We start from the raw sequence: 18,705 nt of genomic DNA on the forward strand, positions 1-18,705 counted from the left end.
GCGCGGCTAGGCGAGCCGCGCGATCATCACCATCCGCACCAGTTCCGAAAGCGTGCGCGCCTGCATCTTGGTCATCACATTGGCGCGATAGACTTCGACGGTACGCGCGCTGATGCTGAGGTCATAGGCGATCACCTTGTTCGCCTTCCCCTCGATCAGGCGATCCATCACCTCGCGCTCGCGTGCCGAGAGCGTCGAAATCCGCTTGTCGATCTGGTCGCGCTCGACTTGTATCTCCTCGCGATTATGCTGCTTGGCGAGCGCCGATCGCACCGCGAGCAGGATCACTTCGTCGCTGAACGGCTTCTCGATAAAGTCGGATACGCCGGCGTGCAGCGCCTGGATCGCCATCGGCACGTCGGCATGCCCGGTGATGACGATCACCGGATCGGGCACGCCGAGCGACTTGAGCCTGGCGAGCAGTTCGAGTCCGTTCATCTCAGGCATGCGGACGTCGGTGATGATGCAACCTCGCTGCATCGTCGGCACGATCTTCAGGAACTGCGCCGCCGATTCATAGGTATGCGTGGGGATCTCCGAGCAATCGAGCAGGAAGGCGAGCGACGAGCGGACACCCTCGTCGTCGTCGATAATATGCACCACCTGCTCATTCGCCATCATCTAGTTCCTCCTGGCCTACGCTGGGTATGGTGAAGCGGAACACGGCGCCCCCCCCGGGGTAGGCCTCCACCCAGATCTTGCCGCCATGCGCTTCGATGATCGTGCGGCAAATTGAAAGTCCCACGCCCATGCCGGTGCGCTTGGTGGTGACGAACGGCTGGAAGAGCTGCGCGGCGACATCGCGACGGATGCCCGGCCCGGTGTCCGCCACTTCGACCAGCGCCATGTCGCCGTCCTGCGGAGCAACGCGGACGGTGAGCTCGCGCGTGCCATCCCAGTCGCCCAGCGCATCGACCGCATTGCGGATGAGGTTCACGATGACCTGCTGCGCCTGCACCTTGTCGACCAGCACGAGATCGACGTCGGGGCTCATCTCGAAACGGACGCGGATATTGTGCTCGCGCGCGCCGACCAGCGCGAGCGCGCTCGCTTCCTCGATCAGCTTGGGCAGGCTCTCGAGGCGACGCTCGGTATCGCCCTTGGCGACGAAGTCGCGCAGCCGCCGGATGATCTCGCCCGCGCGCAACGCCTCCTTGCTCGCGAGCTGCACCGCCTCGACGACGCGCGCGTTCGGAACCGGTTCGCGCTCCAGGAGCGTTTTGCTCCCCATCAGATAATTGCCGATCGCGCTCAGCGGCTGGTTGAGCTCGTGCGCCAGCGCCGAGGCCATTTCGCCGAGCGCGGTGAGGCGCGAGACATGGACGAGCTCGGTCTGAAGCTCCTGGAGCCGCGCATCGGTCTTCTGCCGTTCGGTGAGGTCGCGGACGAAGCCGGTGAAGAAGCGGCGACCCGAGAGGCGCATCTCGCCAACCGCAAGCTCCATCGGAAAGGTCGAGCCATCCTTGCGCTCACCCACCACCACCCGGCCGACGCCGATGATCCGGCGCTCGCCGGTGCGATAATAACGCTCGAGATAGCCGTCATGCGCCTCGCGATAGGGTGAGGGCATCAGCATGCTGACGTTCTTGCCGGTCACCTCCTCGGCGGTCCAGCCGAACTGGCGCTCGGCGGTGTGGCTATAGTCGCGGATGCACCCCGCCTCGTCGATCACGATCATCGCGTCAGGGACGGTCTGCAGGATAGAGATGAGATGCGCCTCCCGCTGGGCGAGCGCCTGCGTGCTCGCCGCGGCGCGCGCGCGCACGCGCTTGAGCCAGGCGCCGCCTGCCCCGATCACCAGGCTGATGCACAGGAAGACGCTCGCCGCGACCCAGTCGCCGAAGAGCAGGTCGCCAGTGAACCGGTCGGCGGCGACACCGCCGGCGATCGTCAACAGCGCCGCGATCACTGCCGGCCAGAAGCCGCCGAGCGCCGCGGCCACGACGCCCGGCACCAGGAAGATATAGGTCGCGCGATTCTCGAGCAACGGGTCGAGCCCGACGCGCAACGCGAGCCCCGCGCAGCCGATCGTGAGCCCGGCGAACGTCGCGGTCACGGCATCGATCCGCTCGATGATCGGCGGCGAGGCGCGCGGGCGCAATGCCGCGGCGAGCGTCTCTCCTTTCAGCGGCGCGCCTCCGGTACCTGCCGTAGGATGAAGACCCAAGTTCCAGCTCCCGGTGGCCGCGCCTAAGCGGTTCTCACGATATGTGGGTCGCCCGAGTGCCGCAGTGGAACGGAGAATTCAACATGACACGTCCATGGTGCGGTCCGGGCGCACAATCCCTCGGCAGCCACCGCGTCGCAGCGGCGGGCGGCGCGTGATGTCGGACCCCAGGATACTGCTGGTGGACGATGACCCCGCGGTGCGCTCTGCGATCGCGTTCGCACTGGAGACCGAAGGCTTCGAGGTGGCAACCTATGCGAGCGCCGAGGCCGCGCTCGCCTGGGCACCGCTCAGCGGCGATGCCTGCATGATCCTCGATCACCGGCTGCCGGGCATGGACGGGCTCACGCTGCTGCGCGACTTGCGCGCGCGCGGCATCGCCACCCCGGCGATTCTGATCACCACCAATCCCGACGCGCGCCTGCGCGGGCTCGTCGCGCAGGCGGGGGCGGCGCTGCTCGAAAAGCCGCTGTTCGGTAATGCGCTCGCAGCTACAATCCGTTCGCTGTCGGCGCCTGCGTCGAGCTCCGCGCCATGAGCCGCGAACAGTCACAAGGCCGGGTACATCTCGGCGGCGCTGCCACTGCGACTTCGACGCAGCGGGGGATTGCGCGAAATCGCGACATGGTTGCGGAGCGTCTCCGCCGATCCCGGGCGATCGCCCGGCGATCGCCGGATGCCGCGGCACCCGCGCGCGCGTGCAAGCGCCTCGATCGCGCCGGCGAGCCTTCGCCGGCCCGGGGTCGCGGCGCTGAGTTCGGCGGTTACGAAATTCTCGACCACCATCAGCCGGCCGTTCCCGGCGCAATCGGCTACGTGCCAGCTCGCCAGTCCCATCACCGTCCGGTCGGGGGTGCGCAACACCAGGATTCCGCCGCGGGTGTGCTGCGCTTCGATGAACGCCGACCAGCAGGCCGGGCCCAGCCCGGGGTCCAGCGTACGCACGAGCGCATAGGCCGCGTCGCCCTCGTCGGACGCCATCTCGGCAACTGAGAGATACGCCATAACCGCTCGATCCCTTCGCAGAATAACCTCGCCATAACGGGTCTCCCCGCCAACGCCTTGACCTGCCTCACTTCCGCGCAATTCCTCCGGAGACATCCGATGTACCTTCCCGACACGGCCGTTGCGGCCCCCCCGCCCGCCGACACCCTTCTGCAGTGCGACCACCCCTGTTTCGGCTGCCCGGTGCGCGATCATGCGGTGTGCAACGTGCTCGGTCAGGTTGATCTCGCCGCGTTCAAGCGGAGCGGGAACACCCGGCACCTCGATTCGGGCGAGGCGCTGTGCTGGGAAGGTGCGACTGCGGGCCAGGTGTACAACGTGACGCGGGGCGTGCTGCGGCTGTCCAAGCTCCTCCCCGACGGACGGCGCCAGATCACCGGATTCGCCTTCCCCGGCGATTTCCTGGGCATCACAATGGACGACGAGCACCCCTTCACCGTGGAAGCCGTGGCGCCGACGGAGCTCTGCCGCTTCTCGCGCCCCCGGTTCGACGCCTTTGTCGACGAACACCCGCATATGGAGCGGCGGCTCTACACCGCCGCCGTGCGCGAGCTTTCGGCGGCGCGCGACCAACTCGTCCTGCTCGGGCGAAAGACCGCGGCCGAGCGTCTGGCGACCTTCATCCTCCAGATGGTGGCGCACACCCCGCAGACCGAAGGCCAGGCGCCGCGCGCGTTGCTGCCGATGTCGCGCTCGGACATCGCGGACTATCTCGGGCTGCGCATCGAGACGGTGAGCCGCGAGCTGGGCGCGCTCAAGTCGGCGCGGCTCGTCCGGATGATGGGGATCCATGAGCTGCTGATCCTCGACCGCGCGGCGCTGGAGAATCTCGCCGCCGGCTAGCGGCGCGGGCCGCCGCGCCCAGCCGCAAAGTGATCCACGTCAAATTCGCAGCTGCAGCACAAATTTGATCCTCCGCAACGCGGGGCGGCCGGGACTCTATACAACAGAGCCAGACAAGTTGAGAGTGAAAGGATAGATCGATGTTGAGCAAGAATTTGCTGCTGGCGACTGTAGCCACAGTATTCGCTCTTACTATTCCTGTAAGCGCGGTCGCGCAGCAAGATGCCCATCCGCATGCAGTTGCCACTACCGGTGCAAAGTCGGGCGACATTGTCCGCGCCCCGGACGATCTTCCTGCCGCAGTTACGCGGCGCAACCCGGAAACCGTACGGGTTCACCTCGATACCGTCGAAGTATCCGGCAAGCTCGATGACGGCGCCAGCTATCACTATTGGACCTTCAACGGCAAGGTGCCGGGGCCGTTCGTCCGTGTCCGCGTCGGCGACACGGTCGAGGTCACGCTCAAGAATGCCGCCGACAGCGTGATGATGCACAATGTGGATTTCCATGCGGTGACCGGTCCCGGCGGCGGCGCCGTCGCGACGCTGGCCAATCCGGGCGAGAGCAAGGGATTCACCTTCAAGGCGCTCAACCCCGGGCTCTATGTCTATCATTGCGCGACGCCGATGGTCGCCCAGCACATCGCCAACGGCATGTACGGGTTGATCCTCGTCGAGCCGGCGGAAGGCATGGCCAAGGTGGATCGCGAATTTTACGTGATGCAGGGCGAAGTCTATACCGAGCAGGCGTTCGGCACCAAGGGCGAGCTCACCGAGAGCATCGACAAGCTGCTCGCCGAGACGCCCGAGTATTACGTCTTCAACGGCGCGGCGGACGCGCTGGTGAAGCAGCCGTTAAAAGCCAAAGTGGGCGAGACGGTCCGCATCTACTTCGGCGTCGGCGGCCCGAACAAGACCTCGAGCTTCCACGTCATCGGCGAGGTGTTCGACAAAGCCTATCCGCTGGCGTCGATCACTTCGGCCCCGATGACCGACGTGCAGACGATCACCGTCCCGCCGGGCGGCGCCGGGGTGACCGAGTTCAAGGTCGAAGTGCCGGGCCGATTCGTCCTCGTCGACCATGCGCTGTCGCGGATGGAGCGCGGGCTGAAGGGACTGCTCGTCGTCGAGGGGCCGGAGAACGCGACCATCTTCAAGGCGCATCAGCCGGCCGATCCCGCCGCGGCGAGCGGGCACTAGCCGGAAAGGACGAGCAGCAGTTTGTCCGTCGTGCCGAGGCTAGCCTTGCGATCTGCCAGCCGCTTTATCTTGGAAGCCTCCGGAAAGCGGTCGGGCAGGGGCAGGAGGGTTTGCGCCAACCTCGGTCAATGGCGTCGACTAACCCGCGCCAGGGCTACCGCAGCTAAGGCATGATGCAGCCAGCAATGCGCCACTGGCCTACTAAGGCGGGCAGGGGGGCTCGAAAGGGGCCTCGGGTGTCGTCATGCTCGCTGAGGGCCCCCGGATCGCCTTGCCGGCTCCTCGCCAACTCGGCGAGGGGTCGGATTGCTTTGCGCGCACTGGTTTCCGCTCATGAGGCTGACAGGGCGCCCTAACCCGGACTTAGGTCGTTGAGCCTGAGGTACCTGAGTCTGTGATTTCAGGCATCCTGGTCTTGCGTCGGCGCTCCCTCGTAGGCGTCGTGACGCGCTCCGGCTGCCCGGGCACGAGATGAATCCCGGTCGTTAGACCGTCAGATCCGTAGCACAGACCGGCATGGTTACGGACCAAACGGCGTGAACCGATAAGACGGTGGTCCGCGCGCCACGAGCGGCTCTCGAGCCCGGTGCGGGACCAGCCGCCAGCGTACGGGAAATTACGCATCCGAACCGGTTTGCTTTAAACCTAAGGGCAGCCTCCTCAACCAAGGAGGTTTCAATGCGTACGTTCCTATCCGTCGCAACCGCAGCCGCGGCGATGCTATCGGCCGCTCCGGCCGGCGCACAGACGCAAGCGGGCGACTGGCTCGTCCGGCTGCGCGGCATCATGGTGTCGCCCACCGAGGATAGCGGCCCAGTCAGCGGTATCGCCGGAAGCGAGGTCGGCGTCGGCGATTCCGTGATGCCAGAGATCGACTTCACCTATTTGGTAACGGATCATATCGGCGCCGAGCTCATCCTCGCGACGACCAAGCACGGCATCACCGGGCGTGGCTCGATCGGGGCACTCGACCAGATCGCCGACACGTGGGTCCTCCCGCCGACGCTCACGCTGCAATATCATTTCGCACCGCGCAGCCATGTGCGGCCCTATGTGGGTGCTGGGGTCAACTACACGATCTTCTACTCGGCGGATGCGAGCCGTTCGCTCGAGGGTGCGCTCGGGGGCGAGACGAGCGTCAAACTCGACGAAAGCTTCGGCTATGCCTTGCAGGCGGGTGTGGACGTGGACGTCACGCGGAAGTTCTTCGTCAACGCCGACATCAAATATATCGATATGAACACGACCGCGCACCTCGCGACCGGCGCGACCCGGCGGTCGGTCGACGTCGACATCAATCCGATCGTGGCGGGCGTGGGGATCGGCTTCCGCTTCTGATCGATGCCGGGGCAGGCGGTGCAGTTGCGTCGCCTGCCTCTATCCCCGGCCACTATCTCGCACTTGCACGCGCTCAGTTGCCCGCGCAGTCACGCATCCCAGCCGATCCTCCAGCGCCGTTTGAAGGTTTCCAGCCTCAGCAGCACCGCGGTCGCTCCAGCATCAAACTAGGTCGTGAACTCATAAACGACCGCTTTCGGCGCAAGGGCGGAACGACCGACTATTGGTGGAAAGCGGACTTTCGTTCAGTGCAGGCAGAACCATCCTCTATCGATCCCGGTCAGTCGTTCGGGTGCCGATCGTCACGTTGGACCTGTCGGTCCGGTGATCAATTTCCTGTGTGAATCGGCCGTGAGCAGCGCTCGCGCGAGCACATGACCATAACTTCCGGGTATTGCGGGAGGAGAGCACGCTTCATTGTCGGGCGCAGCGTCGATTGGGCCATAGCGCATGGATTCGCAACACGGGTTTCTGCATCAACGGGCGATAACTGCATCTTCGTGAATTGTTTCCGCGAGATGTCCTATAAGGAATCGAGACCATCTGCGTGTCTGCGCAACGTGGTACCGACATGGCCACGATCCGGCGGGCTTCAAAACGGAAGACCAGAATATGCAACGGTTCCGCGAAGTCGCACCAATCCGTGCGAAGCTTCTCATAGCGTTCACCTCGCTGATGGCGGTCATGGCGATTGTCGCGGTGGTGGCGATGTTCGCCCCCTTGATCGTCGGAATTCCGGTCGTGGCGCTCCTGATCGGCGGCGCGGCAGTTCAGTGCGTGCGCTATCGCCAGGCAATCGCGGATCCCTATGTGGCTACAGTCGTCCGCATGGAAGCGCTTGCCGCGGGCGATCTCGTGACACCGATTCAATTCACCGACTATCAGGATTGCGTCGGTCGAATGACCAAGGCCATGCATGCTTTCCGGGAAGCAGCTGTCGAGCAGAAGCGTCAGGCGCAGGAGCAGGCAGACGCCGTCGGGAGCCTGAGCGAGAGCCTCGAGCGCTTGACAGATGGTGACCTCACCGCCGTCATCGGAGATGAATTCCCTGCCGGTTACGCTGCTCTGAAGGAGAACTTCAATGCAGCACTCAAATCCCTGCGGGCGCTGATCAGCACGGTGACGGAGAGTGCGGCGACGATCCATAGCGGCTCGGGCGAAATCGCCCAGGCGTCGGAGGATCTTGCGCGACGCACCGAAGCCAATGCCGCGAGCCTCGAGGAAACGTCTGCCGCAGTGACGCAGATGGACGCGCGCCTCAAGGCGACCGCCGCAGCTGCCGGTCGAACTGTGACACGCGCCGATGACGCGATCGCTACGGTCTCGGGTGGCCGCACGGTCGCCGACGAGGCAGTGCAGGCGATGGGCCGTGTCAGCGAAAGCGCGAAAGGCATCGACAGCGTGATCGAGGGACTCGACAAGATCGCTTTCCAGACCCGCGTTCTCGCGATGAACGCCGCGGTCGAAGCCGGTCGCGCCGGTGAAGCCGGCCGCGGCTTCGCGGTCGTCGCCGATCTCGTCTCGGCGCTCGCCATGCGGGCGGAAGAGGAAGCGGGCCGTGCCCGCGACCAGTTGACCGCCACCCAGACCGACATCGTCGCAGCGGTGGGGATGGTCCAGAAGGTTGATACGGCGCTTGCCGACATTTCGGGCGATGTGGGCGAAGTCCACAAGCTGCTCGGCGAGATGGCGAGCGACAATCAGGCTCAATCGACTGCGATCAGCGAGATCAGCATCGCGATCGGGACGATGGACCAGTCGACCCAGCAGAATGCCGCGATGGTCGAGCAGACCTCCGCTGCTGCGCGTAGCCTGACGGGCGAAGTTGCCGCGCTGAGCGAACAGGCGGCCAAATTCAACATCGGGGCCGGGGTGCGATCTGCGGTCGCCGGCCAGGTTCCCCCAAGGCGCCCTGGACCTCGCACCTCGAGCTATGTGTCGCCCGTCAGGGCGCTCGACATGGCGAAGGTGGTGCCCCAGGGCCCTCAGTCCGGCAATTGGGCTTCATTCTGAGACTTCGATGCCGATCAACCACCCTTGCGTGGTTGGCCACGTGCGTGATCCACCCGACTGATGTTGGCTCGTTAGTGGTCGTTCCCTCTGATATAAATGGCCGCTTTCAGGCGGCGGCCTGCGGCAGGTTGAATGACGCTCAATGGGGCGCTTGCCGACTGGCCGCTTTTTATGAGTCTACGGCCTAGAGGATGCCGGTGTTCTATGTTTCCGTGGCATGCGGGTCCCCAACGCCTGACGGCGATTTCCGCTTCGTGGTGCACAAGCCCACCGAGCAACGCGTTTGGTCCCGCCGCCCTCCGGGTCAATGCGTCTTCGTACCTCTACGTATTCCGTGCGGTTCATCGACGCACCTACAGAGCCAATGGGCGGGGGACCTGTCCGTTTCGATCGCAAGAATGAAACGGGAGGCCCTGATTTTGAACACGTGACGCCTGCCTGGCGGAACGAAGGGGCTGAATATGGACGAAGCTGTCACGGGATCCTTTGCCTGGGCCTTCTTGGCAATGCTGGCGGTTCTCGCAGCCGCGACGAGCGTGGATACGGCTTTCAGTATCCATATGGCGATCTGCGCCGGAGCGGGTCTGATCGCCGCTTTCTATGCGATGCGCGGCGTGGCGACCCCGGCCGTGCAAGCTCTCAAGAGCGGCGAATATGACGACGAGGTGATCCGCTGGGGCACCATCGCCACCGTATTCTGGGGAATCGCGGGCTTCCTGGCGGGGCTCTACATCGCGCTCCAGCTAGCCTTTCCTGCGCTGAACCTGGGGCTCGAATATACGAGCTTCGGCAGGCTGCGGCCGCTGCACACCTCGGCGGTGATCTTCGCCTTCGGCGGCAACGCGCTGATTGCCACCAGCTTCTATATCGTCCAGCGCACCTGCCGCGCGCGGCTCGCCTTGCCGGGCGTCGCGAGGTTCGTGTTCTGGGGCTACCAGCTGTTCATCGTGCTCGCGGCAACCGGCTACCTGCTGGGGATCACCGAGGGCCGCGAATATGCCGAACCCGAATGGTATGTCGATCTCTGGCTGACGGTCGTGTGGGTCGCCTATCTCGCGGTGTTCCTCGGCACGATCCTCAAGCGCAACGAGCCGCACATCTATGTGGCGAACTGGTTCTACCTCGCCTTCATCGTGACAGTGGCGATGCTCCACATCGTCAACAATTTGTCGATGCCGGTGAGCCTCGTCGGCTCCAAGAGCTATTCGGCCTTTGCGGGCGTGCAGGACGCGCTCACCCAATGGTGGTACGGCCACAATGCGGTCGGCTTCTTCCTGACCGCGGGCTTCCTTGGCATGATGTATTATTTCGTGCCCAAGCAAGCCGAACGCCCGGTCTATAGTTATCGCCTGTCGATCATCCACTTCTGGTCGCTGATCTTTCTCTACATCTGGGCGGGGCCGCACCACCTCCACTACACCGCGCTGCCCGACTGGGCGCAGACGCTGGGAATGGTCTTCTCGGTGATGCTGTGGATGCCGAGCTGGGGCGGCATGATCAACGGGCTGATGACGCTGCACGGCGCATGGGACAAGATCCGCACCGATCCGATCATCCGGATGATGGTGCTGGCGCTCGCGTTCTACGGCATGAGCACCTTCGAAGGTCCGATGATGTCGATCAAGAGCGTCAATTCGCTCTCGCATTATACCGACTGGACCATCGGCCACGTCCATTCGGGGGCGCTCGGCTGGAACGGGATGATCACCTTCGCGGCGATCTATTTCATGGCCCCGCGGCTATGGAAGCGCGAGCGGCTTTATTCGCTGCGCATGATCAACTGGCACTTCTGGTGCGCGACCGCAGGCATCGTCCTCTACGCCTCGGCGATGTGGGTCGCGGGCATCATGCAGGGCCTGATGTGGCGCGAGTACGGCCCCGACGGCTACCTCGTCTACAGCTTCGCCGAAGTCGTGGGAGCAATGCAGCCCTACTACCTGATCCGCGCCGCGGGCGGCGGGCTCTACCTGCTGGGGGCCTTCTTCATGGCCTGGAACCTCTTCCAGACGATCCGCGGCAAGCTGCGCGAGGAGAAGCCGATGAGCGACGCCCAATATGATCCGGCGGCCGACAAGCCGCTGCTCCGGGGCGCGAAGGCGAACACCCCGCCCCAGCTTCTGGCTGCCGAATAAGGACCCGCAACAATGGCAACCAAGTTCTTCGACCACGGCAAGATCGAGCGCAACGTCACGCTGCTGCTCGTGCTCTCGCTCATCACCGTCGCGATCGGCGGGATCGTCGAGATCGCGCCGCTCTTCTGGATCGACTCGACCGTCGAGAAGGTGGAGGGGATGCGGCCCTATACGCCGCTCGAACAAACCGGCCGCAACATCTATGTCCGCGAGGGCTGCTACAACTGCCACTCGCAGATGATCCGGCCGTTCCGCGACGAGACCGAGCGCTACGGGCATTACAGCCTCGCTGCCGAGAGCATGTACGACCATCCGTTCCAATGGGGCTCGAAGCGCACCGGCCCCGACCTCGCGCGCGTCGGCGGTCGCTATTCGGACGAATGGCACGTCCAGCACCTCAAGAACCCCCAGTCGGTGGTGCCCGAATCGATCATGCCGACCTACGCCTTCCTCGCCGGGCGCGACTTGGAGGGCGCTGGCGTCGGCGCTGACCTCAAGGCGCTGCGCCGGGTCGGCGTTCCGTACACCGACGCGGATGTGAAGAAGGCATTCGAGGACCTGAAGCTCCAGGCGACGGCGAACGCCGACGGCTCGGATCTGCAGAAGCGGTACCCGAAGGCGCAGGTGCGCGACTTCGACGGCGATCCATCGCGCCTGACCGAGATGGACGCGCTCGTTGCCTATCTCCAGATGCTGGGCACGCTCGTAGACACCTCCAAGGCCGAAGCCAAGGAGCAGGCGAAATGAGCCGCTACGAGGTACTCCGCCACTTTGCCGACAGCTGGGGCCTCGCGTTCCTCGTCGGCGTGTTCCTCCTCGCCGTCTGGCGCGCGCTGCGACCTTCGGCTGCGAGCCAGATGGAGGAGGCCCGCATGATCCCCTTGCGTGATGAGGACCCCGCGCAATGAGCGAGAATTCCGAAAAGCAGATCGACGCCGCTACCGGCACCGAACTCAACACTCACGAGTGGGACGGCATCCAGGAGCTCAACACGCCGCTGCCCCGATGGTGGCTGTGGACCTTCTACGCGACTATCATCTTCTCGCTGGGTTATGTCGTCGTCTATCCAGCGATTCCGCTGATGGATTCGGCGACCGCAGGAACCTTCGGGTGGTCGAGCCGCGGCGATCTGAAAAAGGAGGTCGCAGCGGCGGAGGCGACGCGCGCGAGCACCAACAAAGCGATCGCGCAAATGCCGATCGAGCAGCTTGCCGCCAGTCCTGAACTGATGCGCGCCGCGGTCGAAGGCGGCCGGGCCGCCTTCAAGGTGAATTGCGTCCAGTGCCACGGCTCGGGCGCCGCAGGGAGCAAAGGCTACCCCAATCTCAACGACGACGACTGGTTGTGGAGCGGCGACCTGGCCGGAATCCACACAACGCTGGTCAACGGCATCCGCCAGCCGGGCGATGACGCCACGCGCGTATCGCAGATGCCGGCGTTCGGGCGGGATCAGATGCTGACTGCGGCGCAGGTCGAGGATGTCGTATCCTATGTGCGCCTCGTCTCGCGGCAAGAGCCGGCGAGCGCCTCTGCGCAGCGCGGCACCAAGCTGTACGCGGACAATTGCGCGGCCTGCCATGGCGCCAATGCCGAGGGAAACCGCGATGTGGGCGCCCCGAACCTCGCCGACCCGATCTGGCTCTACGGCGGCGATCGCGCCGCGCTCACCGAAACCGTGACCAACGCGCGCCAGGGCGTGATGCCGGCCTGGGGCCAGCGCCTCGATCCCGTGACGGTCAAGATGCTCGCCGCCTACGTGCACTCGCTCGGCGGCGGCGAGCAGGCGAAGCGATAGCGCAGGCGCCATGTCCAGCCACGTGAACCGCACCGGAAAGGCAGGCGGGCTCTATGCCCGCCGGCCCGATATCTTCCCCAGAGCAGTCGATGGCTTCTACCGTCGGCTGAAATGGGCGATCATGGCGGTCACGCTGGCCATCTATTACGTTACCCCGTGGCTGCGGTGGGAGCGGGGCGTCTATGCCCCCGACCAGGCGGTGCTTGTCGATCTGGCGAATCGCCGCTTCTATTTCTTCGCAATCGAAATCTGGCCGCACGAATTCTATTATGTCGCCGGGCTGCTGGTGATGGCCGGGATCGGGCTGTTCCTGCTCACCGCGACGGTTGGGCGAGCGTGGTGCGGCTATGCGTGCCCCCAGACCGTGTGGACCGATCTGTTTCTCCACATCGAGCGGCTGATCGACGGGGACCGCAATGCCCAGATCAAGCTGCGGAAGGCGCCTCTGGGCCCGTCGAAGATCGTGAAGCGTACCGCCAAGCATAGCGCATGGCTGCTCGTCGGCACGCTCACCGGCGGTGCGTGGATCTTCTACTTCGCCGACGCGCCGACCCTGCTGCGGGAGCTCTTCAGCGGCCGCGCGGCGACTGTCGCCTATTCGACGATCGCGATCCTCACCGCGACCACCTATATCTTCGGCGGGTGGATGCGCGAGCAGGTGTGCATCTACATGTGTCCCTGGCCGCGCATCCAGGGCGCGATGCTCGACGAGCGCTCGCTGATCGTGACCTACAAGGAGTGGCGCGGCGAGCCGCGTACTCGCGGCCTCAAGCGCGCGGTCGATCGGGTCGAGGTCGGCGACGAAGCCGGCGATTGCATCGACTGCAATGCCTGCGTCGCGGTCTGCCCGACAGGCATCGACATCCGCAACGGCCCGCAGATCGGCTGCATCACCTGCGCGCTGTGCATCGACGCCTGCGATGACGTGATGGCAAGGATCGCCCGTCCCCGCGGGCTGATCGACTATGCGACGTTCGAAGATTGCGACGTCGAGCGCAAGGGTGGCGCGCCCGTGCCCGTGCGCCGAACCATCCTGCGCTCGCGAACCTTTCTTTATTTCGGCCTCTGGGCGGCAGTGGGGCTCGGCATGATCGTGTCGCTCGGCGCGCGCACCCGGCTCGACCTGTCGGTAGCGCAGGAGCGCAATCCGCTCTTCGTCCAACTTTCCGACGGCAGCGTGCGCAATGCCTATACGATCAAGGTCCGCAACATGGAGACGCGGCCGCGCACCGTGCGGATCTCGATCGAGGGATTGTCCGGCGGCGCGATCTGGGACTCGCTGAGCGATGAGGGCAGCGCCCGGCCCTCGCTGACGGTTCAGGTCGGGCCGGACCAGGTGGCGAGGCGCCGGATCTATGTCCGTGCGTCCCGCAGCGGGCCTGCCGCGCAGGACTTCACGTTCGGCCTGACCGCACTCGATGACCAAGGCGGGGCCGACCGCGACGCAGCACGGTTCGACCGTCCGGAGACAGTAGAATGACCAGGCCTTTCCGTTTCACCGGGTGGCACATGCTGGCCGCGATGGTCGCCTTTTTCGGCGTCGTGGTCAGCGTCAACGTGACGATGGCGACGCTCGCCACGCGCACCTTCGGCGGCGTGGTGGTGGCGAACAGCTATGTCGCCAGCCAGAAGTTCAACGGCTGGCTCGCCGAGGCCAAGGCGCAGGATCGGCTGGGCTGGACCATCGCGGCGCGAAGCGTCGATCGCCGCCCGGTCCTGGAGGGCAATGCCGGGTCGGGCGCGCTAGCGGAGGCGAGGATCACAGCGGTCGCAAGGCACCCGTTGGGCCGGGCGCCCGAAATCCGGCTGCGCTTCCTCGAAGTGGAGCCGGGCCATTATGTCGCGCAGACGCGGCTTCCCGCGGGCCGGTGGCGGCTCCATTTGCGCGTTGCCCGCGATCACCAGCACGCCGACCTCATCAAGGACGTTACGGCATGAGCGCCACGGCCGAGCACAGCGAACTCAGCGTCCCGGGCATCCGCTGCGCGAGCTGCATCTCGAGGATCGAGCGCGAACTGGCGCCGCTACCCGGGATCCGCAGCGCGCGCGTGAACTTCACGAGCAAGCGTGTCGTGGTAGACCACGATCTTTCGGTCACGCCCGAGGCCTTGCGCCTCGCGCTTGGGCAGATCGGCTTCGACGCCCAGCCGATCGTCTCGACCCAATCCTCCCCGCAGGGCGATGAGACCAGGGCGCTGCTGCGCGCCGTCGCCGTCGCCGGCTTCGCATCGATGAACATCATGTTGTTGTCGGTGTCGGTCTGGTCGGGCGCGGTGGGCGTGACTCGTGACATGTTCCACTGGCTGTCGGCGCTGATCGCGCTGCCGACCATCGCTTATGCCGGCCGTCCCTTCTTCAAGTCCGCGTGGACGGCGCTCAAGCGCGGGCGCACCAACATGGACGTGCCGATCTCGATCGGCGTCACTTTGGCATCCGCACTTAGCCTGTTCGAGACGATCACCGGCGGTCCGCACGCCTATTTCGATGGCGCGGTGATGCTGGTCTTCTTCCTGCTGATCGGGCGCTTCCTCGACAGCGTGATGCGCGATCGCGCGCGCGCGGGCGTCGAGGCGCTGCTGCGCCAGACTGCACCGGGTGGGACCGTGCTGCTGCCCGACGGCACCACCGGCTGGCTCGCCGCCGACGCGATCGAACCGGGGATGCGGCTCATCGTCGCCGCGGGCGAGCGGCTGGCGGCCGACGGCGTGGTCGAGCAGGGCAGCTCCAGCCTCGACCTTTCGCTGATCACCGGCGAGAGTCGCCCGGAGGCAGTGGCGGCGAAAAGCCGGGTGCTCGCCGGCACGCTCAACCTCGATGCGCCGCTGACGGTGCGCGTCACTGCCGCGGGCGAGCGCACCACCATTGCCGAGATCGCGCGGATGATGGAGGCCGCCTCGCAAAGCCGCTCCCGCTACGTCCGTGTCGCCGACCGGGCGGCGCGTTTCTATGCCCCGGCCGTCCACACGCTCGCAGCCGCCAGCTTCGCCGGCTGGATGCTTGCCGGCGCCGGGTGGCACGAGGCTTTGCTGATCGCGGTCGCGGTGCTCATCATCACGTGTCCGTGTGCGCTCGGCCTTGCCGTGCCGGCGGCGCAGGTGGTCGCGGCAGGCGCACTGATGCGCCGAGGGATTTTGGTCAAGGACGGCTCGGCGCTCGAGCGGCTTGCCGAAGCCGACACGGCGCGCTTCGACAAGACCGGCACGCTGACGCTCGGCCGGCCGGTCCCGCAAGGGGCGCTTGCGCTCGAAGCGGACGAGGCGCCGGCCGCACTCGCACTGGCGCGCGCGAGCCGTCATCCCATCGCCCGCGCGCTCGCACAGACGCTGGAAGCAGCCGGTGTCCGCGCGGCCAATCTCAGCGACGTACGCGAACACGCCGGGCTCGGAATCGAGGGAAAGCTCGACCACAAGCTTGTCCGGCTCGGCCGACCCAGCTGGCTGGGGATCACGGCGGCGCACGAGGAGCTCGCCACTGCGTTTCTGATCGATGGGAACGCGCCGAAGGTGCTCAGCTTCACCGATGCGCTTCGCCCGGACGCATTGGGCGCCATCGAGCAGCTGGCATCGCTCGGCATTGATTCCGCCATTTTGTCGGGCGATCGGCCCGAGGCAGTCGCGCCGGTAGCGAAGGCGCTGCATCTGTTCGCGGTAGCCCGGCTAACCCCGGATGCGAAGCTCGAGACGATCGAGCGCCTCCATCGTGAGGGGCACAGGGTTCTGATGGTCGGTGACGGGCTCAACGACGGCCCGGCGCTGGCCGCGGGACATGTCTCGATGGCACCAGCCTCCGCGAGCGATGTCGGGCAAACCGCCGCCGACTTCGTCTTCATGGGCGACAGCCTGCTCCCCGTCCCCGTCGCAGTGCGCGCGGCGCGGCGCACGCTGGCGGTCGTGCGCGAGAATTTCGCGATTGCCATCGGCTACAATGCGCTCGCCGTCCCGCTCGCGATCGCCGGCTATGTGACTCCGCTCATCGCCGCGCTGGCGATGTCCGGATCGTCGCTGATCGTGGTCGCCAATGCCCTTCGTCTCAGGAGTTGCGCGCGATGAACGGCCTCATCTTTCTGATCCCCGTGGCGCTGACGCTCGGGCTCGCTGGCCTCGGCGCCTTCGTCTGGTCGCTCAACGCCGGGCAATTCGACGATATGGATGGCGCGGCGCTACGCATCCTCATCGACGAGGATCCCGAAGCGTGAAGCGCCGGCTGTTCCTGCTGCTTCCGCCGCTTGCCCTTGCGGTGCCGGCGCCCGCGACTGGTGCAACGATATTCGGGCGCTTCTGCGGAACGCAGCCGGCCGCGCCGGCCGACCCGGTGCCGCGCAAGGACCCGTGCGCCACGACCTGTCATGCGATGCCTTGCGAACGGCAGCGCGCAGCGAAGCGCGCCGGCTAGCGCTGGTTTCACGTCGGTTACGGCCAAAGCGGGCACGAACCCACCAGCCTTGGGAAACCTCCTGTCGCGCCCGATTGCGGGCCCCCATGCGAGTCAAACGGGCTTTGCGTTCTCTGCCTTCGCGTTCGTCGCCTGATCGCCTCGCCGGCGCGGCCGCCGGACCATTTACGGGAATCCACGCATTTATCGAAGGACTACGGCTCCGTAGGCGGGGCGCGCGAGCATAGCCATGGAGGCAAGCCGATGACTACGATGACTGCGGCAGTAGCGCGATACTTCGGCGCGCCGCTCACGATCGAGGAAATGCCGATCCCGGTGCCCGGCCCCGGCGAAGTGCTGGTCAAGATCGTGGCGACCGGCGTCTGCCACACTGACATCCATGCAATCGACGGCGACTGGCCGGTCAAACCGACCCTGCCGTTGATTCCGGGCCATGAGGGTGTTGGCCATGTCGCCGCCCTCGGCGCCGGCGTCACCGACCTCAAGGAAGGCGACGCGGTCGGCATCCCCTGGCTCCACGATGCGTGTGGCCGCTGCGAATATTGCCGGACCGGCTGGGAAACGCTTTGCGAGCGGCAGAACAACAGCGGCTACAGCGTCAACGGCACCTATGCCGAATACGCGATAGCTAATGCGGCCTATGCTGGCCGTCTTCCGGCGAACCCGGACTTCGCCGCTCTGGCGCCGATCCTCTGCGCGGGCGTGACCACCTACAAGGGCCTCAAGGAAACCGAGGCCAAGCCCGGCGAATGGGTCGTGATCTCCGGGATTGGCGGTCTCGGCCATGTCGCAATTCAATATGCCAAGGCGATGGGGCTCCACGTCGCCGCGATCGACGTCTCCGAAGACAAGCTGGCGCTGGCGCGCGAACTCGGTGCCGACTTCACCGCGAATGGTGCGACGGAGGGCGCGGTGGCCAGCATCGTCGCCGCGACCGGGGGCGGGGCACATGGCGTGCTGGTGACCGCCGTATCGCGAGCCGCCTTCGGCCAGGCGATCGCCTGCGCGCGCCGGCGGGGAACCGTCGCGCTCGTCGGGCTGCCGCCGGGCGATTTCCCGACGCCCATCTTCGACGTGGTGCTCAAGCGGATCACTGTGCGGGGTTCGATCGTTGGTACGCGGCAGGATCTGGCCGAAGCGCTCGCCTTTGCGGCCGAGGGCAAGGTGCGGGCGAAGGTGGCGGTGGAACCGCTATCGGCGGTAAACGACGTGCTCGACCGACTGCGCGCCGGCAAGGTCGACGGCCGTATCGTCCTCCAACCCTGATCCTGAAAGGACGACGATGAACACTCAATCCGATTTGCGTTCAGTTGCTGCCACACTGGTCACCCATAGCGGCTATCGGTTCACCGTGCGGCCGGTCCGGGCGGAGGACAAAGCGGCCCTCGGCGCCTTCTTCGCGCTGGTCAGCCCCGAGGATCTGCGCTTCCGGTTCCTCTCCGCCGTGCGCGAAGTCGGTCACGAGCGCCTCGTCGCGATGACCGTGGTCGATCACGACCGGACAGAGAACTTCCTCGCCTTCGATGAAGCCGAGGGCACGGTGATCGCGACGGCGATGCTGGCCATCGATCCGGCGGGCGAGCGCGGCGAAGTCGCGATCTCGATCCGTCCCGATTACAAGCACCGCGGGGTCAGTTGGTCGCTGCTCGAGCACGTCGTGCGCTATGCTGAAGGACGCGGGCTCAAGACGATCGAGTCGATCGAAAGCCGCGAGCATCATGCTGCGATCAGCCTCGAGCACGAAATGGGATTCACTGCCGAGGAAATCGACGGCGATCCGACCTGCGTCGTGCTTCGCCGCACGCTGGGCTAACGCTGCCG

General features: G+C 65.8%; 18 protein-coding genes. 15 read left to right on the top strand and 3 right to left on the bottom strand.

Annotated elements, in window-relative coordinates; all coding sequences use genetic code 11:
- Positions 1-6 precede the first annotated feature (6 nt).
- Positions 7-618: a response regulator FixJ gene (fixJ, locus tag CVN68_RS17580; protein ID WP_100283347.1), complete on the bottom strand. Its 612-nt coding sequence runs from the start codon at positions 616-618 to the stop codon at positions 7-9.
- The gene (locus CVN68_RS17585; protein WP_233503414.1) at positions 608-2,167 is read right to left on the bottom strand and encodes a PAS domain S-box protein; all 1,560 of its coding nucleotides are present in this window, start codon (positions 2,165-2,167) and stop codon (positions 608-610) included. Before CVN68_RS17585 ends, fixJ begins: the two co-directional genes overlap by 11 nt.
- A 181-nt stretch (positions 2,168-2,348) precedes the next feature.
- Between CVN68_RS17585 and CVN68_RS17590 the strand changes: the two genes are divergently transcribed.
- Complete coding sequence (locus tag CVN68_RS17590; protein ID WP_158298945.1) at positions 2,349-2,705, top strand: response regulator; 357 nt, start codon at positions 2,349-2,351, stop codon at positions 2,703-2,705.
- A gap of 11 nt (positions 2,706-2,716) precedes the next feature.
- Here CVN68_RS17590 and CVN68_RS17595 read toward each other — a convergent pair whose 3' ends face one another.
- Positions 2,717-3,172, bottom strand: a complete 456-nt coding sequence (locus CVN68_RS17595; RefSeq protein WP_100283350.1) for a hypothetical protein — start codon at positions 3,170-3,172, stop codon at positions 2,717-2,719.
- Positions 3,173-3,271: 99 nt separating this feature from the next.
- Between CVN68_RS17595 and CVN68_RS17600 the strand changes: the two genes are divergently transcribed.
- The 14 genes from CVN68_RS17600 (at position 3,272) to CVN68_RS17670 (ending at position 18,697) form a co-directional block, all read left to right on the top strand.
- Positions 3,272-4,015, top strand: a complete 744-nt coding sequence (locus CVN68_RS17600; RefSeq protein ID WP_100283351.1) for a Crp/Fnr family transcriptional regulator — start codon at positions 3,272-3,274, stop codon at positions 4,013-4,015.
- Between the two features lie 140 nt (positions 4,016-4,155).
- The gene (nirK, locus tag CVN68_RS17605; protein WP_100283352.1) at positions 4,156-5,214 is read left to right on the top strand and encodes a copper-containing nitrite reductase; all 1,059 of its coding nucleotides are present in this window, start codon (positions 4,156-4,158) and stop codon (positions 5,212-5,214) included.
- A gap of 678 nt (positions 5,215-5,892) precedes the next feature.
- Complete coding sequence (locus CVN68_RS17610) at positions 5,893-6,552, top strand: OmpW/AlkL family protein (RefSeq protein ID WP_100283353.1); 660 nt, start codon at positions 5,893-5,895, stop codon at positions 6,550-6,552.
- 612 nt (positions 6,553-7,164) lie between these two features.
- Positions 7,165-8,565: a methyl-accepting chemotaxis protein gene (locus CVN68_RS17615; protein WP_100283354.1), complete on the top strand. Its 1,401-nt coding sequence runs from the start codon at positions 7,165-7,167 to the stop codon at positions 8,563-8,565.
- 461 nt (positions 8,566-9,026) lie between these two features.
- On the top strand, positions 9,027-10,697 hold the full coding sequence (gene ccoN / locus CVN68_RS17620; protein ID WP_100283355.1) for a cytochrome-c oxidase, cbb3-type subunit I: 1,671 nt from the start codon (positions 9,027-9,029) through the stop codon (positions 10,695-10,697).
- Positions 10,698-10,709: 12 nt separating this feature from the next.
- Complete coding sequence (gene ccoO / locus CVN68_RS17625; RefSeq protein WP_100283356.1) at positions 10,710-11,444, top strand: cytochrome-c oxidase, cbb3-type subunit II; 735 nt, start codon at positions 10,710-10,712, stop codon at positions 11,442-11,444.
- Positions 11,441-11,605, top strand: coding sequence for a cbb3-type cytochrome c oxidase subunit 3 (locus CVN68_RS17630; RefSeq protein WP_100283357.1), 165 nt, complete (start codon positions 11,441-11,443; stop codon positions 11,603-11,605). Before ccoO ends, CVN68_RS17630 begins: the two co-directional genes overlap by 4 nt.
- Positions 11,602-12,492, top strand: a complete 891-nt coding sequence (gene ccoP, locus CVN68_RS17635) for a cytochrome-c oxidase, cbb3-type subunit III (RefSeq protein WP_100283358.1) — start codon at positions 11,602-11,604, stop codon at positions 12,490-12,492. The genes CVN68_RS17630 and ccoP overlap by 4 nt, the downstream gene beginning before the upstream one ends.
- Before the next feature lie 10 nt (positions 12,493-12,502).
- The gene (ccoG, locus tag CVN68_RS17640; protein ID WP_100283359.1) at positions 12,503-13,972 is read left to right on the top strand and encodes a cytochrome c oxidase accessory protein CcoG; all 1,470 of its coding nucleotides are present in this window, start codon (positions 12,503-12,505) and stop codon (positions 13,970-13,972) included.
- On the top strand, positions 13,969-14,430 hold the full coding sequence (locus CVN68_RS17645; protein ID WP_100283360.1) for a FixH family protein: 462 nt from the start codon (positions 13,969-13,971) through the stop codon (positions 14,428-14,430). Before ccoG ends, CVN68_RS17645 begins: the two co-directional genes overlap by 4 nt.
- Positions 14,427-16,541, top strand: a complete 2,115-nt coding sequence (locus CVN68_RS17650; protein WP_100283361.1) for a heavy metal translocating P-type ATPase — start codon at positions 14,427-14,429, stop codon at positions 16,539-16,541. The genes CVN68_RS17645 and CVN68_RS17650 overlap by 4 nt, the downstream gene beginning before the upstream one ends.
- On the top strand, positions 16,538-16,687 hold the full coding sequence (ccoS, locus tag CVN68_RS17655; protein ID WP_100283362.1) for a cbb3-type cytochrome oxidase assembly protein CcoS: 150 nt from the start codon (positions 16,538-16,540) through the stop codon (positions 16,685-16,687). The genes CVN68_RS17650 and ccoS overlap by 4 nt, the downstream gene beginning before the upstream one ends.
- A 440-nt stretch (positions 16,688-17,127) precedes the next feature.
- A complete protein-coding gene (gene adhP / locus CVN68_RS17665; protein ID WP_100283364.1) occupies positions 17,128-18,150 on the top strand; it encodes an alcohol dehydrogenase AdhP in 1,023 nt (340 codons plus the stop codon).
- Between the two features lie 16 nt (positions 18,151-18,166).
- On the top strand, positions 18,167-18,697 hold the full coding sequence (locus tag CVN68_RS17670) for a GNAT family N-acetyltransferase (protein WP_199560119.1): 531 nt from the start codon (positions 18,167-18,169) through the stop codon (positions 18,695-18,697).
- Positions 18,698-18,705: the final 8 nt, after the last annotated feature.

The organism is Sphingomonas psychrotolerans (assembly GCF_002796605.1).
Lineage (GTDB): Bacteria > Pseudomonadota > Alphaproteobacteria > Sphingomonadales > Sphingomonadaceae > Sphingomonas > Sphingomonas psychrotolerans.

Bases quoted from the DNA above. Each gene is read 5' to 3' on its own strand.
- fixJ (WP_100283347.1), bottom strand. From the start codon at position 618: ATGGCGAATGAGCAGGTGGTGCATATTATCGACGACGACGAGGGTGTC.
- CVN68_RS17595 (WP_100283350.1), bottom strand. From the start codon at position 3,172: ATGGCGTATCTCTCAGTTGCCGAGATGGCGTCCGACGAGGGCGACGCG.
- CVN68_RS17600 (WP_100283351.1), top strand. From the start codon at position 3,272: ATGTACCTTCCCGACACGGCCGTTGCGGCCCCCCCGCCCGCCGACACC.
- nirK (WP_100283352.1), top strand. From the start codon at position 4,156: ATGTTGAGCAAGAATTTGCTGCTGGCGACTGTAGCCACAGTATTCGCT.
- CVN68_RS17610 (WP_100283353.1), top strand. From the start codon at position 5,893: ATGCGTACGTTCCTATCCGTCGCAACCGCAGCCGCGGCGATGCTATCG.
- CVN68_RS17615 (WP_100283354.1), top strand. From the start codon at position 7,165: ATGCAACGGTTCCGCGAAGTCGCACCAATCCGTGCGAAGCTTCTCATA.
- ccoN (WP_100283355.1), top strand. From the start codon at position 9,027: ATGGACGAAGCTGTCACGGGATCCTTTGCCTGGGCCTTCTTGGCAATG.
- ccoO (WP_100283356.1), top strand. From the start codon at position 10,710: ATGGCAACCAAGTTCTTCGACCACGGCAAGATCGAGCGCAACGTCACG.
- CVN68_RS17630 (WP_100283357.1), top strand. From the start codon at position 11,441: ATGAGCCGCTACGAGGTACTCCGCCACTTTGCCGACAGCTGGGGCCTC.
- ccoP (WP_100283358.1), top strand. From the start codon at position 11,602: ATGAGCGAGAATTCCGAAAAGCAGATCGACGCCGCTACCGGCACCGAA.
- ccoG (WP_100283359.1), top strand. From the start codon at position 12,503: ATGTCCAGCCACGTGAACCGCACCGGAAAGGCAGGCGGGCTCTATGCC.
- CVN68_RS17645 (WP_100283360.1), top strand. From the start codon at position 13,969: ATGACCAGGCCTTTCCGTTTCACCGGGTGGCACATGCTGGCCGCGATG.
- CVN68_RS17650 (WP_100283361.1), top strand. From the start codon at position 14,427: ATGAGCGCCACGGCCGAGCACAGCGAACTCAGCGTCCCGGGCATCCGC.
- ccoS (WP_100283362.1), top strand. From the start codon at position 16,538: ATGAACGGCCTCATCTTTCTGATCCCCGTGGCGCTGACGCTCGGGCTC.
- adhP (WP_100283364.1), top strand. From the start codon at position 17,128: ATGACTACGATGACTGCGGCAGTAGCGCGATACTTCGGCGCGCCGCTC.
- CVN68_RS17670 (WP_199560119.1), top strand. From the start codon at position 18,167: ATGAACACTCAATCCGATTTGCGTTCAGTTGCTGCCACACTGGTCACC.